We start from the raw sequence: 15,302 nt of genomic DNA, 5'->3' as shown, positions 1-15,302 counted from the left end.
ATTGTCTGGATATCCGCGGGCCCCCGGCGGCAGGGGCCCGCGGGCCGAGCGGGTCAGGCGTTGACCTCCAGGGCCACGCGTACGGCGGACTCCAGGGCGCCCTCGATCCAGGAGTGCTTGAGCGAGGTGTGCTCCCCGGCGAAGTGCAGCGGGCCTTCGGGGACGGCGATAGCGGGGTGGATCTCGGTCATCTGGCCGGGGGTGAAGACCGCGGCCTCGCCGAAGGCGTAGCGGTTGCGCATCCAGCTCTGGGTCTGGCCGTGGCCGGTGTAGAACTCCGCGATGCGGTCGCCGTGCACCTCCTGCAGCCCGCGCAGCGCGTAGCCGTACCGCTCCTCGTCGTCCATGGAGTCCCAGCGGGTCGCGTCGTCGGCCCACGAATAGCTGGCCAGCACGACCCCGCCCTCGCTGCCGGGCACCGGATGCGAGGGGAAGTACATGAACCGGTTGGCGTTGTCGCAGACCGATCCGCCGCCCGTCACATGCGTCAGCGGCCCGGGGCGGTAACGGCCGCCGAGTTCGCGCTTCCAGTCCTCCTCGGTGAACTCCCACCAGCGCCTGCCGAACTCCAGCAGCACCTTCGTCGCGGAGTCGTAGTGCAACTCCATGATCGAGCGGCGCTTGGCGTAGGACAGGGCCGGTGCGATCTCGACGTGGCGTAACGCGGAGAACGGCACCGTGATGATCGCGACGTCGCCCTCGAACGTCTCGCGCCGCCCCTGCCGGGTGAACTCGTCCTCCGTGCTGCCCGCCTCGCTGACGGTCGAGATTCGCACGCCCCGGCCGGAGGTGTCGATCCGCATGGCCCTGCGGTCCATGCGGATCTCGTCGCGCAGCCCGGGCTCCAGCGCGTACGGCAGCGATCCGCTGCCGCCGGTCATCTCCCAGTAGGTCACGTCGGGGTTGACGAGGCTGCGGGTGAGGAACGTGTGCATGAACGACAGCGGCAGGCGGGAGGTGAGGTTCTCCAGCGTGCCGATGGCGTCGATCGCCTCGTCGCCCAGCTTCGCGTGCTCCTTCAGGTAGGCGTACATCGAGTAGCCGTCGAAGTCGTTCAGCAGCCGGGCCCAGCCGTCCACCAGTTCCGGCAGCGGCTTGTCGGCCCGCTTGCCGCCCCGGACCACGGAGAAGTAGTCCCTCGCCGGGTCGAGCGCCTCGTCGAGGATCCGGGCCGCGGTCCGGCCGTCCTTGAGCCCGAACGTGGCGTTGACCCTGCGCGGGTCCGCGGCGTACTCGTCCCTCCGCTGGGTGACGCCGTTCACGTGGATGAACGTGTGGTTCATCCGCGGCGGGGCGGTGAAGTCGCCCTTCGGCGGGCCGGAGCGCCACACCTGTCCCTGCCGCGAGGTGTAGACGACCGGCGGCACCGGTCCCTTGGGCAGGACGCCGGGCGTCACGTCGACGTTGTAGAAGGGGCGGCGGGTGATCCCCAGCTTGTCGATCAGCGCCAGCGTCAGCGGATGGAAGTCGGGGATGCGCATCGCCCCCGCCTCGGCGTACTGGCGCCGGTCGCGGAACCCCGAGCGGAAGGTCTTGATCCGGCCGCCGATCCGGTTGCCGTTGGCCTCGATGACGGTGACCCGGTGCCCCGCCTGCTTGAGCAGCGTGGCGGCCACGAGCCCGGAGATGCCGGCGCCCACAACCAGGACCCTCTTGGGCGTACGGGCCCGGGGGAGACCCTTGTCGATCAGCACCTGGAGATACCGGTGCTTGAGGTCGGTGCCGTCCTCCCCGACGAGCAGGAGATCACGCGCCACCCGAAGACAGGTCTGCCGGCGCTCTCCCGCGTACGGCGCGCGGGCCGCCGAGGCGGGGGCCGCGCCCAGGGACGGGCCGGCGACGGACGCCACCGCCCCCAGCCCGGCCAGCTTGGCGAATCCTCGCCGGTCGATTGTGACCACGAACTCCTCCTCCACGAGATGGTTGCGGAGAGTGAGTTTCGAGACCGTGGCCGTACGGCGGCACGCGACGCGCCGGGGACGGGTAACTGGTGCCCCAGGAAATGGCCAAGCGCGGGTCAAGCGACGGGCGGCTCCTCGTCGAGCAGCCGTTCCCAGAAGATCTCGTCCCGCCATGCGCCGTCCACGAGGATGTGCGCGTGGGCGATCCCCCAGGGCCGGAAACCGTTGGCGCGCAGCACGTGCTGCGAGGCCAGGTTCTCCAGTCTCGTGTGCGCCTCCGCGCGGCGCAGGCCGAGGTTCCGGCGCATCACCGTGAGGGTCTGTGCCACGGCTCGCGTCGCATGCCCCTCGCCCTGGCGGGTCGTCGCGACCCAGTAGCCGAGGAAGCCCTTGCCGAAGGGGCCGCGCAGGATCGTGCTCACGGTCACCTGGCCGACGACCTCGCCGCCGGCCGTGATGACGGCGGGCCACCGGTCACCCCGGCGGTGGTCGTCGAGCAACCCCTCGATGCGGGCCTGCTGCCCGGCCGTGGTGTAGAAGCCGTCGGGCTGCGCGGGCTCCCACGGCGCGTGCTCCCGCCGGTCGCGGGCCTTGTGCGCGGCGATGACCTCGGCGTCGTCCACCCGGATGAGCCGGATCGAGGTGGTCTGATCCGCCATGTGGCCTTCTCTCTTCGTAGCCGTCAGGGGCGAGCCTCGCCGGGCGAATCCGCATCGGGTCTGGCCCGTCACGACAAATGACGATATCGACGCTCCGCACCTCTACCAGCGGTATGCGGATCGCCGGTGTGACGCCGGGAGCGCCCGGCGAGGTGGAGCCGGCGCTGGAGACGCGGGTGTGATCGGACCGCGTTGACAGGAGGAGATCGCGCCGGTTCTAATGATCGGCGTGCCGCGTGGCGCCGATCACACGGACGCTGCCCCAGGGAGGCAGCGATAGGCCGATCGGCAGCCGGGCCGCACCTTCGTGAAGGGACCTCCGCCGTGAGTACACACTCCGCGTCTCCCGCCTGACGCCGCGCTCCGCGCTCGCGCGTCGCGGCTGAGCCGCCGCGTTCCTGTGCCTCCGGTGCGGTTCTCGCCGTCCGGCCGCGTACGGAAATCTCCGCCTGCCGGTCTTTCCGTGTGTCGATGTGCCCCGAGCGGCATGCCGGTACGCGCCGTCACCGCACCTCACCCCGGCCTGCCCGGGCCCGCTCGCTGCCGCCTGTCGCGACGACCGGCCGGCGGCCCGGCGGTGCACCGTGCCCGCCCTTGTATTCGTTCGTCCCACGCTCTTGGAGTTCATCAGTGTCCGAATCGTTCAACCAGTCCGTCATCGACGAGTTCCGCGCCAACGGCGGCAAGGTCGGCGGCCCCTTCGAGGGCGGAGACCTGCTCCTGCTGACCACCGTCGGCGCGAAGTCGGGAAAGGAGCACACCGTTCCGCTCGCTTACGTCCGTGACGGCGACCTGCTGCTGGTCGTCGCGTCCGCGGCCGGCGCCCCCCGCCATCCCGCCTGGTATCACAACCTGCTCGCGCGTCCGGCCGTACGGGTCGAACTCGGGGAGGAGGTCTTCGACGCCGTCGCGGTGCCGGCCGAGGGCGCGGCGCGCGAGCGGTTGTTCGAGCACGTCGTGCGGGTAGCGCCCGGCTACGGCGACTACCAGGCCCGTACGGCCCGCACCCTGCCGGTCGTCTTGCTGGAGCGCCCGGAGGTGCCCGCCGAGGTGCCCGAGGACGTCACCACCATGGCGGGCAAGCTGCTGGAGATCCATGCCTGGCTGCGCGCCCAGCTCGGGCACGTACGGGAGGAGGCCGGGGCCCACTTCGCCGAGCGGGCACATCACGAGGAGACGCGCGGCGCGGGGGAGGCGGGGACCGCGAGGCCGGGCGGGGCGGAGCGCGGCGATCTAAGGCTCGGGTTGCGGCTCCGGCAGCACTGCCTGGCGTTCTGCCAGGGCCTGGAGCTCCATCATCGGGGCGAGGACGCCGCGGTCTTCCCGGCGCTCGCGGACATGCACCCGCACCTGCGCGACGCCCTCGACCGCCTCGGCGAGCAGCACCGGGTGATCGCACGCGTCCAGGGCGAGCTGGTCGCCCTGCTCGACGGGATCGGCACGGCCGAGCCTCGGCGGTTCATGGCGGAACTCGACCGCATGTCGGAGGAGCTGCGGGCGCATCTCGACGACGAGGAGGAGTGGCTGCTCCCGGTCCTGGCGCAGATCCCGTTCCCGCCGGTGCCCGGTCCGCCGCCGTCCGATCAGCCGGGAAAGTGATGGCTCGCGGCTTACGGCGCGGCTGGACCGTTTCAAGGCGGGTCCCTACCATTGGCCCGTGCGGCTGAACGTCCTCGGTCCCATGGAACTCGTCGTGGCCGGGCAGGCCGTACCGCTGGGGCCGCCCAAGCAGCGGGCGCTCCTGGCCCTCCTCGTGATGCAGGCCGACCGGGTGCTCCCGGCCGACCTGCTGGCCGACCGGCTGTGGTCCGGCAGCCCGCCCGGCAGCGCCCAGGGCAGCATCCAGGTGTACGTCTCCAACCTGCGCCGTTGTCTGGAGCCCGGCCGGAAGGCGCGGACGCCGTCCGCGGTCCTCGTGAGCGCCGTGGACGGGTACGGCCTGATGACCGGCGGGCTCGACCTCGACACGCGGGACTTCGACGCGCTCGTGTCCACGGGGTCGGGCCACCTCGGCGAGGGACGGAACGAGGAGGCCGTCGCCGTCCTCGCCGAGGCGCTCGCCCTGTGGCGGGGAGACGCGTACGCCGACGTGCGCGCCGAGGACTGGGCGCGGCCGGAGATCGCCCGGCTGGAGCAGCTCAGGCTCGACGCGGTCGAGGGGCTGGCGGAGGCCCTGCTCGACCTGGGCCGCCACACCGACGTCGTCGCGCGGCTGGAACCGTTCGTCCACGACCACCCGCTGCGGGAACGGGCGTGGGAGATGCTGGTGCTGGCCCACTACCGGTCGGGCCGCCAGGCGGCGGCGCTGGAGTGCCTGCGCAGGGTGCGCGAGGTGCTCGCCGGCGAGCTGGGCATCGACCCCGGGCCGCGGCTGCGCGAACTGGAGACCGCCGTCCTGCGCCAGGACGCCGCGCTGACTCCGGCGCGGAGGCCCGCCCCGCCACCGACGCAGCGGCCCGTGACGCGGCCCGCGCCCGGCCGGCACGCGGATGACGGGCCGTTCGTCGGCCGCGAGAGCGCGCTGGAGTTCCTGGCCGGCGCGGCGAAGGCGGCGTCCGCGGGCCGGCAGATCGTGCTCCTGGACGGCGAACCGGGGGTCGGCAAGACGAGCCTGCTCAGGAGGTTCCGCGCGACGGCCGGCGTCCCCGTGGGGTGGGGGTCGAGCCCCGACCACGAGACGGCGCCCGCCCTGTGGCCGTGGGAGCAGGTGCTGCGCGATCTCGCGGACGCCGTGCCCGGGGCCGCGCTGCCCGAGGAGGTCCGCACGTTCCTGTCGGGCGGGGTGGAGGCGATCCCGGCGTACGACGCGCAGGGGGCGCGGCTGCGCTTCTTCGAGGCGGTCGGCGCGTTCCTGGCCGATCTCGGCGCGGTGGTCGTCGTCCTCGAGGACATCCACGCGGCCGACGACGCGACGCTGCGCCTGCTGGTCCACGTGGCCTCCACCGCGCGGCCGGGCCTGCTGGTCGTGGCGAGCTTCCGGCGGCACGAGGCGTCGGCGCTGACCGCCACGCTCTCGGCGCTGTCCCGGCTCGGCGCCCGCAGGCTGGAACTCGACGGTCTCGCGACGGAGGAGGTCCGCGCGCTCGTACGGGAGCTGTCCGGCCGCGACCCCGGCAGCCGCAAGGCCGGGGAGCTGCGCGGACGCACCGCCGGGAACCCGTTCTTCCTCACCGAGCTGGCCCGGGCGGGCGAGGAGCTGCCGCAGGGCGTGCTCGACGTCGTGCTGCACCGGGTGGCCGGGCTGGGAGAGGAGGCGGCCGGCCTGCTGGAGCTGGCCGCGGTCGCCGGCGACGAGTTCGACGCGGCGGTCATGGCCGAGGTCGCCGGACGCGGCCTGGGAGACCTGGTGCCCTCGCTGGACGCCGCGCTGGCGGCGGGCCTGATCCGGGAGTCGGGCGACAGGCTGGGCGGATACGCGTTCGCGCACGCCCTGGTGACCGACGCGCTGCTGTCGCGCCGCTCCCGCCTGTGGCAGGCGGGGGTGCACGCGCGGCTGGCGGGCGTGCTCACCCGCGCGTACGGGGACCGGGACGACCAGGCCGCGACCATCGCGCGGCACTGGCTGGCGGCGGCGGAGCTCGGGCCTGAGCCGGCCCGCATGGCGACGAGCTACGCCGCCCGCACGGCGCGGGCGGCCATGCGCAGGCACGCCCTCGACGACGCGGCCACCTCCTGGCAGGAGGCGCTCGCCGTGTCCGAGCTCGCCGGGGCGGGCGCGGGCGAGCGGTTCGAGCTCGCCGTGGGCCTGGCCGAGAGCCGCTACGCCGCCGGGCGGTTCGACGAGGGCTACGAGGCGATCGAGCAGGCGCTGGCGCTGGCCGGCGACGACCTGGACAAGGCGGTGCGGGCCGCCGACATCGCCATGGGGCACGGCGTCTGGGTCCCGTTCCGCTACGGCCTGGACGTGGCCGTCCTGCAGGAGTCGATCGAGCGCGCCGTGAGCGCGCTGCCTCCCGCCTCGGCCTCGTGGGCGACGGCGCAGGCCGTACGGGCCGTCCTGCTCGCCCAGACCGGCCGTGAGGACGAGGTGGATCCGGTCTCGTCCGAGGCCGTCACGGCGGCCGAGCGCCTGGAGGACCAGAATCTGCTGCGGCGGGTGCTCCACCTGCGGCTCGTCGCCATGCAGGGGCAGGACTTCATCGTCCAGCGAGCCGAGACCGCGCATCGCCTGCTCGCCGAACCCGACCTGTCGCCGCAGCTGGAGGCCATCGCGCGGCTCCATGTCGCCGCCCACCTGGCCGAGCAGGGCCGGGTGGCGGACGCCCGCGCGGCGCTCGCGGAGACCGACGGGCTGCTGCGCGAGCTGCACAGTCCCACGCTGGCGATGCAGGCGGCGGTCGCGCACGCGGGGCTCGACCTGTTCCTGGACATGCCGGACCCGTCCCGCCACTACGGGCCGGTCAGGGCGACGCTGTCGTTCTCCGACCTCGCCTACTTCGAGGTCGCCATGCTCGCCCAGCGCTACGAGACGCTCATCAGGGAGGACGCGCTCGCCCCGGAGGCGGAACGGCTGGAGGAGATCGTCCGGCGCACCGGCGTGCCCGGGTTCGTCTACCTCCTGGCGTACGCGCTGTCGGGACGGGGGGAGGTCGAGCGGGACCGCGCCCGGCGGCTGCTGCGGGAGACCCCTCCGCCGCCGCGCGACTACACCTGGATGATGGCCATGATGGTGCGGCTGCACACGGCGATCCGGCTCGGAGAAACGGACATCGTGCGGGAGGTGCACGACCTGTTCCTGCCGTTCTCCGGCGGCCTGCTCGTGAACGGCATCTGCACCACGGTCACCGGAGCGTACGACGGCCATCTGGGCGAGGCGCTGCTGGCGCTCGGCGACCGGGCGGCGGCGCGCGAGCGGCTGCGGGACGCGGTGCGCCTCCTCGAACAGGCCGGGGCCGGCTACTGGCTGTCTAGGGCCCGCCAAGCCCTCGACAAGTGCTCATAAGGGCAGGAAACGCACGCTGTTCCCCACAGGCGAGAGGGAACAGAGAGATGATCACACAAGACGACCTGGCCGGTTTCCTGCTGATGCACGCCGGATTCCGCGCGGAGTTCGGCCGCCTCGCCGAGGCGTGCCGCGACCCCCGCGACGGCGAGCACCGGGAACTCCTGGAGGAGCAGCTCACGCTCGTGCTGGAGATGCTCCACGCCCACCACACGCACGAGGACACCACCCTGTGGCCGAAGCTCGCCGGCCGCGACCCCGAAGCGGGGGCCGCGCTGGCCGAGCTGGAGGCCGAGCACGCCGTGCTCGACCCGCTCGTGGCGGCCGCCGCCGACCGCGCGGTCCCGATCCCGGAGCGCGTGCCCGTCCTGCGGCGGCTGCACGAGCTGGTCGGCGAGCACCTCGACCACGAGGAGCGGACGGCCGTGCCGCTGATGCTCCGGCACCTCACCGCCGACGACATCGAGGCGGACAAGCGCCAGGCGATGGCCGACTTCGGCCGCCGCCGGGTGCCCGTCATCTTCGGCTGGCTCGCCTCCAGCGCGGACGCCGGTCTGCTCGCGACCGCGTTCGCGGACCTGCCCGGGCCGGCCCGGCTGATGTTCCGCCTGTTCTGGTGGCCCGCCTACCGGCGCCGGTTCACCCGGCTGTACGGCACCGCCGCCGCCCTGCCCGCCGTTCTGCCCGCCGTTCCGGAGGCGTGATGGGCGCGCTCGTCACCACCTGGCCGCGCGAGGCGGCCGAGCTGTTCGGACGTGCCGTGGTGTGCGAGTACGCCTCGCTCACCCGCGACGGGCGGCCCGTCACCTGGCCCATGGCGCCCTACGCCGGGGCGGGTGGCACGCTCGACGTCAGCACCGGCCTCACCTACCCGGACAAGGCGGAGCGGGCCCGTAGGAACCCGCGCGTCGCCCTGCTGTACTCCTCCGCCGAGGGCCCCGGCCGGGCGCCCGTGGTCCTCGTCCAGGGCCGGGCGACCGTGCGCGACGCGGATCTGCAGGCCGGCACCGACCGGTATGTCCGCGAGTCGCTGGCCGCGAACGCGGGCGGCATGGCCGGGATGCCGTGGTTCCTCCTGAAGCGGCTGGGGTGGTACTTCGCCCGCATCTGGGTGGAGGTCACCCCCGAGCGGATCGTCTGGTGGCCTGAGGGCGACCTGTCCGGGCCGCCGGAGGAGTGGGCCCATCCCGGTGAGCCGGTCGCGCCTCCCTCCGACCCCGCCCCGAAGGGCCCGCGCTTGCCGAGCCGCTCGGCTCCGCCCGCGGACTGGCGGCCGTTCGCCGAGCGCGCCGCGCGGCTGGGCGAGCCGGTCGTCACCATGGTCGCCGGCGGCCGGCCGCTGCCCGTGCGCGCCCGCGCGGCCGTATGCACCGGGACGGGTTTCAACCTGCGGCTTCCCGCCGGCATCGAGGCGGCCGACGGGCCGGTGTGCCTCACCTTCCACCGGCACGGGCCGGCCCTGGCCTGGCAGGAGAACGTGGTGCTCGTCGGGACCGCGACAGGGGATGGCGACCGGCTGAGCGTACGGGTCGAGCGGGCGCTGAACGACTGGAGTCTGCCCCGGGGCGGCGCGCGGTTCCGGTCGTTCCTCGGCGAGGGCAGGAAGCTCAGGAGCCGCCTTCGTTCCGAGGCCGCGCGCCGCGGCCAGCCCGTCCCCGTCGTCCGCCGCCCGCGCGCCTGATCCCACGTCCGTACGGCAGCATGTCGGGGGTGGAAGGGAAAGGATCACCGCTGTGGCGTGACCGGAACTTCATGGTCTTCTGGGGCTCGCAGACCCTGTCGGTCGCGGGGGACTCGTTCGCCCTGATCGCCGTCCCGCTGCTCGTGCTGCACGTGACCGGGTCGGTGGCGCAGATGGGCCTGCTGACCGGCCTCGCGAGCGCGGCCTCGGTGGCGGCGGGGGTCTTCGCCGGGGTCCTCGCCGACCGGCTCGACCGCAGGCGCCTGCTGATCTGGTGCGACCTCGCCAGGATGGCGTTGTACGGGATCGTGCCCGTCGCCTGGGCCTTCGGGCCGAAGATCTGGCTGCTCTACGTGGTCCTGCCGGCCGCCGAGGCGATCGGCATGGTCTTCCAGGTCACGTACGTCACGGTGGTGCGCAACCTGGTCGAGCCGAGCCGGATCACCGAGGCGAACGGGCGGCTCGGCGCCACCTCCGCCGCGGCGGGGATCGGCGGGCCGCTGCTGGCCGGGGTGGTCGCGGGCTGGGCCGGGCCGACGGCCGCGATCGCGGTCAACGCGGCCAGTTTCGGGATCTCCGCGCTCGGCGTCGTGATGATCAGATTCGGGCAGCCGTCGGCGGCGCGGGGGGTCTGGCAGGCAGGGGAGGCTCCCGAGGGCCAGGAGGACCAGGAGGCCCGCGGGCCCTGGCGGGAGATGCTCGCCGGGGCCCGCTTCCTCTGGCGGCAGCCGGTGCTGCGCGCCCTCACCGTGCTGCTGTCGTTCTTCATCTTCCTGACCCTCGGGCTGACCGACGTGCTGATCTACCACCTGAAGCACGACCTCGGCCAGCCGGACGGGGCCGTCGGAGCCGTGCTCGCGGTCGCCGGGCTCGGCACCGTCGCCGGTTCGCTCCTGGTCGGTCCCGTACGCCGCAGGCTGGGGTTCGGCGCGTCCTGGATCGGGGCGATCGCCGTCGCCGGGCTCGCCGTCGTGGGGCTCGGCACGTCGGGCGGCGTACCCGCGGTCGCGGCGGCGGCCGCGGTCTACCTCGGCTGTGTCAGCGTGGCCGGGATCGCCTCGATGTCGCTGCGCCAGCAGGTCACCCCCGACCACCTGCTCGGCAGGGTCACCTCCGCCTTCTGGACCATCCACTTCTCGCTCGGGCCGGCGGGGGCGGCCGTGCTGACCTGGGGCGCGCAGCGTCACGGGGTGGCGGCGGTCTGCCTGCTGGCCGGGGTGGCCTGCCTGCTGATCGCGCTCGCCGCGTTCTTCACCCCGATCCGGCAGCCGAACCCCGAGCTGTCCGGCGCCGCGGGCTGACACTCACTCCGCTCAGGCCCCGCCGCCGGAGGGGGCGCCGAAGGCGGCGGTCAGGGCCGCGCGCAGAGCGTCACGCTCCTTGTCGTCGGGGCGGGGCGAGTCGGAGGCCCAGGCCACGTAGCAGTCCGGCCGGACGAGCAGCGCGGCGGGGGCGTTCCCGCCCGCCTTGCCGGTGACGAGGTCGACGCGGTCACGCCGGCCCTCCAGCGCCCCGGCCAGTGCCGCGTCGGGGGTCAGATCCAGGAGCAGCGGGCGGGCCGTCCTGGTCAGCTCGGCCAGCCGTACGGGGCCGGTCTCCGTCTCCAGCGTGAGGTCGGGGGCGAGCCGGCCGGTGAGGGGATGGCCCCCGCCGAGGTCATACCTGATGTCGGCGCCGGACATCAGGTCGGCGATGTGCTTGGTGGTCCGCTCGTCCCGCAGCAACTCGGTGAACAGCGCGCGCAGCGCGGTGACCTCCGGCCCGGGTGCGATCAGGGCCGACTGGGCCTGCGTGTGCATGACGACGCGCTCGGCGGCCGGCCGCCGCTCGGTCTCGTACGTGTCGAGCAGGCCGGGCGGCGCCCAGCCGCGGATCTCGGCGGCGAGTTTCCACCCCAGGTTGATCGTGTCCTGGAGACCCAGGTTGAGGCCGGGGCCGCCGATCGCGCTGTGCACGTGGGCGGCGTCGCCGACCAGCAGCACGCGGCGGTCCCGGAACCGCTCGGCCAGGCGGGTGTTGCCGCCGCTCAGCCGGCGCAGCAGGTGCGGGCCGTCCCCGGCCGGCGGGCCGAGCGGCAGGTCGGCGCCGAGCACCCGGCGCACGCTCTCCCGCAGGTCGTCCAGCGTCGGCGGCTCGTCGCCGCCGCCGTCCCGGTCCCACTCCGTGGTGTTCACGAGCGTCCCGGTGGGGAACGGCGCGTACACGAACAGGCCGTGATCGGTGCGGTGGTGCATGAACGGGGGGATCAGCCCGTAACCGGGGACGTTCAGCCCGCCGGTGGCCGCGTCGACCAGTTCCGCCGGCACGGTGACGTGCGCACCGATGGAGACCGAGTCGTCCCTGGTCACTCCGGGGAAGCCGATGCCGCACAGCTTGCGGACGCGGCTGCGTCCGCCGTCCGCGCCGACGAGGAACCGGGTACGCAGCGTGTAGGGGCCCTCCGGGCCGGTGATCTCCACGGTGACCCCGTCCTCGTCCTGGGCGAGCCCCGTCAGGTCGTGCCCCCGGCGGATCCGCACGCCGAGTTCCCGGGCACGCTCCTCCAGGACCTGCTCCACCCGGCGCTGCGGCACCGCCAGCCCGTACATCGGGTTGTCGTCGAGCCTGCCCAGATCCAGGGGCATCGCGCCGAAGACGAAGGCCGGGCTCGGCCGGGGCGGCTCGGTGCCGCCGGTGAGGCGCTCGTACAGGCCGCGCCGGTCGAGGGCCCGCACGACCTGGCCCACCAGCCCGTTGGCCCGGTTCTCCTTGGTGTCGTCCGGCAGGCGCTCCAGCACGATCGGCCGTACGCCGCCCAGGCTCAGCTCGCAGGCGAGCATCAGCCCGTTCGGCCCGGCTCCGGCGATCACGACGTCGACGGTCATGGTGGTCCTCCTTGGTTTCCGGGCGTGCCCGGAGATTCCGGGCACGACGAATCAACCGGCGGCACCGGCAGACGCCGGTGCCCGGTCGGGCGGATCAGGGGATGAACGGCCGCGTGCCGAAGACATGGCACGTCAGTCACACGGAGAACGGCCGTTCCTCAGGAACTGAATCGGTGAGGTCCGGCGGCCCGCGGGCCGCCGGTGACGACTACGACGATCGGGGTTCGGGCAGGCCGGCGGCGAGCCGGCCGAGCGCGTCCTCGATCAGCGGCCGGACCGGCACCGGCGGGGAGGCACGCAGCCACTGGTCCATCGCCACCCTGATCGCGGCCCCCGCCGCGCCCGCCACCAGGCGTGGGTAGAGGTCGTGGTCGACGTCGGTGCCAGTCCGCTCGGCGATCGCGGCGGCCAGCTCGTTCTCGGCGATGGCACTCGCCCTGAGCATCTCGCCCTGCAGCGAGGGCTCGCTGATCATGAGCCGGATGCCGGCCTGCCACTGCTGGTCCGGCCGCCGGTCGTCGTAGTCCGCACCCATCGCGAGCTGGGTGATCACGGCACTCGTGATGGCCTCCCACAGGGGCTCCGACGCCGGGCGGCGGCGCAGCTCCTGCGCGATCATGCGGGTGCGTTCGAGGTGCCGGGCGGCGATCGCCTCGCCCTTGCTGGAGAAGTAGTTGTTGAACGTGCGCGGAGCCACGCCGGCCTCCGCGGCGATGTCCTCCACCCGGACGTTCTCCAGCCCGCGCTCCACGACGAGCCGGATCGCCGCCCAGCTCAGCGCGATGCGCGTCTCCTGCTTCTTGCGCTCGCGCAGCCCCGGGCGCCCGTCATCCCCGCTCACAGGACCACCATACAACTACTTGCGCGTCCCGCAAAGATGCGCAAAAGGCAAAGTTGCGGAACGCGCAATTTCCTGATGTCGGCGTCTCAGTCGCGGGCGCCGGCCAGGCGGACGAACTCCTCCAGCGAGAACCGGCCGTCGGCGTCCACGTCGGCGACCCGGTCCAGTGCGGCGATCGCCTCCGGCGGCAGGCCGGGGAAGTAGGAGAGCAACTCCGCCTCGGTGATGAAGCCGTCGCCGTCGCGGTCGATCGCGTCGAATTCACGCTTGAGGGTCTCGAACCGCTCGTGACTGAGCTCGTGAGTCACAGTGACCTGCCTTTGCCGTCAGTTGGCTGGAACTCCAGACAACCTATGCCGCGACCGGCGGCGGATCGACGGCCGGTTCCCCTCCTGGATCCTGCGATTCCGTCCCCGCCGAGGCGTGACGCGCCGGTCGAACGGTTCAGGCGCTGTTCGCGAGAGCCGGAGGCACATAATGAAAGGCGATGGACACGGAGAGTGACCGGCGTGTCGGCCGGGGGGCCCACGGGCGGATCGACGTCAGCGTCGTCGTCCCGGCGTACAACTGCCGGGCGTCCGTCGACCGCTGCCTCACCTCGCTGCTGGTCCAGCGGGTCGCGAAGGAGATCGTGGTGGTGGACGGCGGGTCCCGCGACGGGACCCGCGAGCTGCTCGACCTCTACGCCGCCTGCCATCCGCGGTTGATCACCGTGATCCACGACCCCCACCCCTGCACCCCGGGCGGCGCCCGCAACAGAGGGCTCGCCCGCGCGACCGGGCGGTACGTCTTCTTCTGCGACGCCGGGGACCGTCTCGCGCCGGACGCGCTGGCGCCCCTGGTCGCCGCGGCCGACCGGAACGGCTCGGACGTCGTCGTGGGACGGGTCTCCGGCGCTCGCGACGGGCTGCGGGACAGCGCCGACCGGGCCTCCTTAGCCGCCGTCTACGACGACCTGACCTGCTTCAAGCTCTTCCGCCGGGCCTTCCTGGAACGGCACGCCCTCCGCTTCGACGAGACCCAGCGGACCGGCGAGGACATGACCTTCACCGTGCACGCCTACTGCCACGCCCGGGTCGTCTCCGTGGTGGCCGACCACGACTGCTACCAGGCCGAAGCCGTGGGGGAGGCCCCGGGAGCGGAGAGCGTTGTACCCGGATGCGCGGCCGACCCGCTGACCCGGCTGCGCCTGGTCCGCACGCCGATCGAGGTGATGGCGCGGCACGTGCCGCCCGGCGCGCTGCGCGACCGGCTGCTCCTGCGGCATCTGCGCCGTGACGTGCTGGCCCGGCTGGGGGCGCCGTTCCTGGCCGCGGACGAGGCGGACCGCGAGAAGATCGCCGTCGAGGTGGCCGACATCTGCGGCCAGTGGCTGACGCCCGGCGTCCGCGCCGCCCTCGACGACATGGACGCCGCCAGGCTCGCCGCGCTCGACGACACCGCCCGTCTCGTACGGCTCGCGCGGGTCGAGGCCGCGCCGCTGCGCCACCGGCTGACCGCCGTCACATGGCACGGCGATCACCTGCTGGTCGGCGGGCACGCCTGCCTGGCCGAACCGGCCGCCCCCGCGGTGAGCGGCACCGCACCCCCGGCCCCCGCGCTGATCGCCCCCTCGCCGGGCGGGTTGGGCGGGGTTGTGGGGCTGGTGCTGCGTGAGCGTCTCTCAGGGGAGGAACGGGCGCTTCCCGCGCGCCACGCCGCCGGCTCCTTCACCATCGTGGTCGACGTGACCGCGTTGCCGCCGGGCGTGTGGGACGTCCACGTCTTCGTCGAGTGCGAGGGCGTGCGCAGACCGGCCCGGTTCGGCTCCAGCCGCGACCCGGGCGTGGGCGTCCCGGGCCCGCGCCTGGTGAACGGCGTCGCCGTGGCGCCCTTCCTCACCCGGTCGCAGGGCACCTTGTCGCACGGCGCCTTGTCGCTCGGACACCTGTCGATCGACGCCGGAGGACACGCGGTCAGGGTCCCGGCCGCCGCGCGGCTGACCCGGGCCCGCCGGCGTGCCGGACGGCTGCTGATCGAGGGGCGGGTGCGGGTCGGCGAGGAGCCCGCGGCCCCGGCCGTACGGCACCTGGTGTGGCGCGAGCGGGGATCGGGACGGGAGCACCGGGAGCGCGCAGCGGCCGTCTCGCCCGAGGGATTCGCGGCCGAGACGGATGTCCCGCGGCCCGGCACCTGGGACGCCTACCTCGAACTCGACCTCGGCGGGCCGCCGGTGCGCCTCCCGGTCAAGGTGGCCGCCATGGACGCGCCCGCCCGGACGATGCGGTGGTGGCAGGGTCCGCTGCGGTGGACGGCCAGGCCGTACGCGACGGCGGTCAACCGGCGGCTCAGCCTGTCGGTGCGCGTGGACACCCCGCTGACCACGGTCAGGCGGGTGCTCCGGGCCTTGCACCGGCGCTAATTGCGAATTAGTT

Annotated in this window: 11 protein-coding genes; 6 read left to right on the top strand and 5 right to left on the bottom strand. The window is 73.8% G+C overall.

Going from position 1 to position 15,302, the window contains the following annotated elements; all coding sequences use genetic code 11:
• Positions 1 to 53: 53 nt before the first annotated feature.
• Complete coding sequence (locus F5972_RS03550) at positions 54 to 1,901, bottom strand: flavin monoamine oxidase family protein (RefSeq protein ID WP_225311122.1); 1,848 nt, start codon at positions 1,899 to 1,901, stop codon at positions 54 to 56.
• A gap of 116 nt (positions 1,902 to 2,017) precedes the next feature.
• Complete coding sequence (locus tag F5972_RS03545) at positions 2,018 to 2,560, bottom strand: GNAT family N-acetyltransferase (protein WP_150930959.1); 543 nt, start codon at positions 2,558 to 2,560, stop codon at positions 2,018 to 2,020.
• A 630-nt stretch (positions 2,561 to 3,190) separates the two neighbouring features.
• On the opposite strand from F5972_RS03545, the gene F5972_RS03540 reads away from it, so the two are divergent.
• The 5 genes from F5972_RS03540 to F5972_RS03520 are packed head-to-tail and all read left to right on the top strand — an operon-like array spanning position 3,191 to position 10,484.
• Positions 3,191 to 4,159: a nitroreductase/quinone reductase family protein gene (locus F5972_RS03540; RefSeq protein ID WP_150930957.1), complete on the top strand. Its 969-nt coding sequence runs from the start codon at positions 3,191 to 3,193 to the stop codon at positions 4,157 to 4,159.
• Positions 4,160 to 4,217: 58 nt separating this feature from the next.
• Entirely contained in the window at positions 4,218 to 7,502 is a 3,285-nt protein-coding gene (locus tag F5972_RS03535; RefSeq protein ID WP_150930955.1) for a BTAD domain-containing putative transcriptional regulator, read from the top strand.
• A 47-nt stretch (positions 7,503 to 7,549) separates the two neighbouring features.
• Positions 7,550 to 8,206 carry a hemerythrin domain-containing protein gene (locus F5972_RS03530; protein WP_150930953.1) on the top strand — a complete coding sequence of 219 codons (657 nt, stop codon included), beginning with the start codon at positions 7,550 to 7,552 and terminating at the stop codon, positions 8,204 to 8,206.
• Entirely contained in the window at positions 8,206 to 9,183 is a 978-nt protein-coding gene (locus tag F5972_RS03525; protein WP_225311121.1) for a pyridoxamine 5'-phosphate oxidase family protein, read from the top strand. The genes F5972_RS03530 and F5972_RS03525 overlap by 1 nt, the downstream gene beginning before the upstream one ends.
• Positions 9,184 to 9,212: 29 nt before the next feature.
• Positions 9,213 to 10,484, top strand: coding sequence for an MFS transporter (locus F5972_RS03520; protein WP_225311120.1), 1,272 nt, complete (start codon positions 9,213 to 9,215; stop codon positions 10,482 to 10,484).
• Positions 10,485 to 10,496: 12 nt separating this feature from the next.
• Here the strand turns inward: F5972_RS03520 and F5972_RS03515 are convergent, their stop codons facing one another.
• The 3 genes from F5972_RS03515 to F5972_RS03505 all read right to left on the bottom strand — a co-directional run bounded on the left by F5972_RS03515 (position 10,497) and on the right by F5972_RS03505 (position 13,196).
• On the bottom strand, positions 10,497 to 12,047 hold the full coding sequence (locus F5972_RS03515) for an FAD-dependent monooxygenase (protein WP_150930947.1): 1,551 nt from the start codon (positions 12,045 to 12,047) through the stop codon (positions 10,497 to 10,499).
• A gap of 208 nt (positions 12,048 to 12,255) precedes the next feature.
• Positions 12,256 to 12,888, bottom strand: a complete 633-nt coding sequence (locus F5972_RS03510) for an acyl-CoA-like ligand-binding transcription factor (protein WP_150930945.1) — start codon at positions 12,886 to 12,888, stop codon at positions 12,256 to 12,258.
• 86 nt (positions 12,889 to 12,974) lie between these two features.
• A complete protein-coding gene (locus F5972_RS03505; protein ID WP_150930943.1) occupies positions 12,975 to 13,196 on the bottom strand; it encodes an EF-hand domain-containing protein in 222 nt (73 codons plus the stop codon).
• Between the two features lie 179 nt (positions 13,197 to 13,375).
• Here F5972_RS03505 and F5972_RS03500 point away from each other — a divergent pair, with 179 nt between their 5' ends.
• Positions 13,376 to 15,289 carry a glycosyltransferase family 2 protein gene (locus tag F5972_RS03500; RefSeq protein ID WP_150930941.1) on the top strand — a complete coding sequence of 638 codons (1,914 nt, stop codon included), beginning with the start codon at positions 13,376 to 13,378 and terminating at the stop codon, positions 15,287 to 15,289.
• The last annotated feature ends 13 nt before the right edge of the window (positions 15,290 to 15,302 follow it).

Origin of the sequence: Microbispora cellulosiformans, from assembly GCF_008728085.1 — a bacterium.
Classification (GTDB): Bacteria; Actinomycetota; Actinomycetes; order Streptosporangiales; family Streptosporangiaceae; genus Microbispora; species Microbispora amethystogenes.
This window is presented reverse-complemented; position numbering and strand designations above follow the sequence as displayed.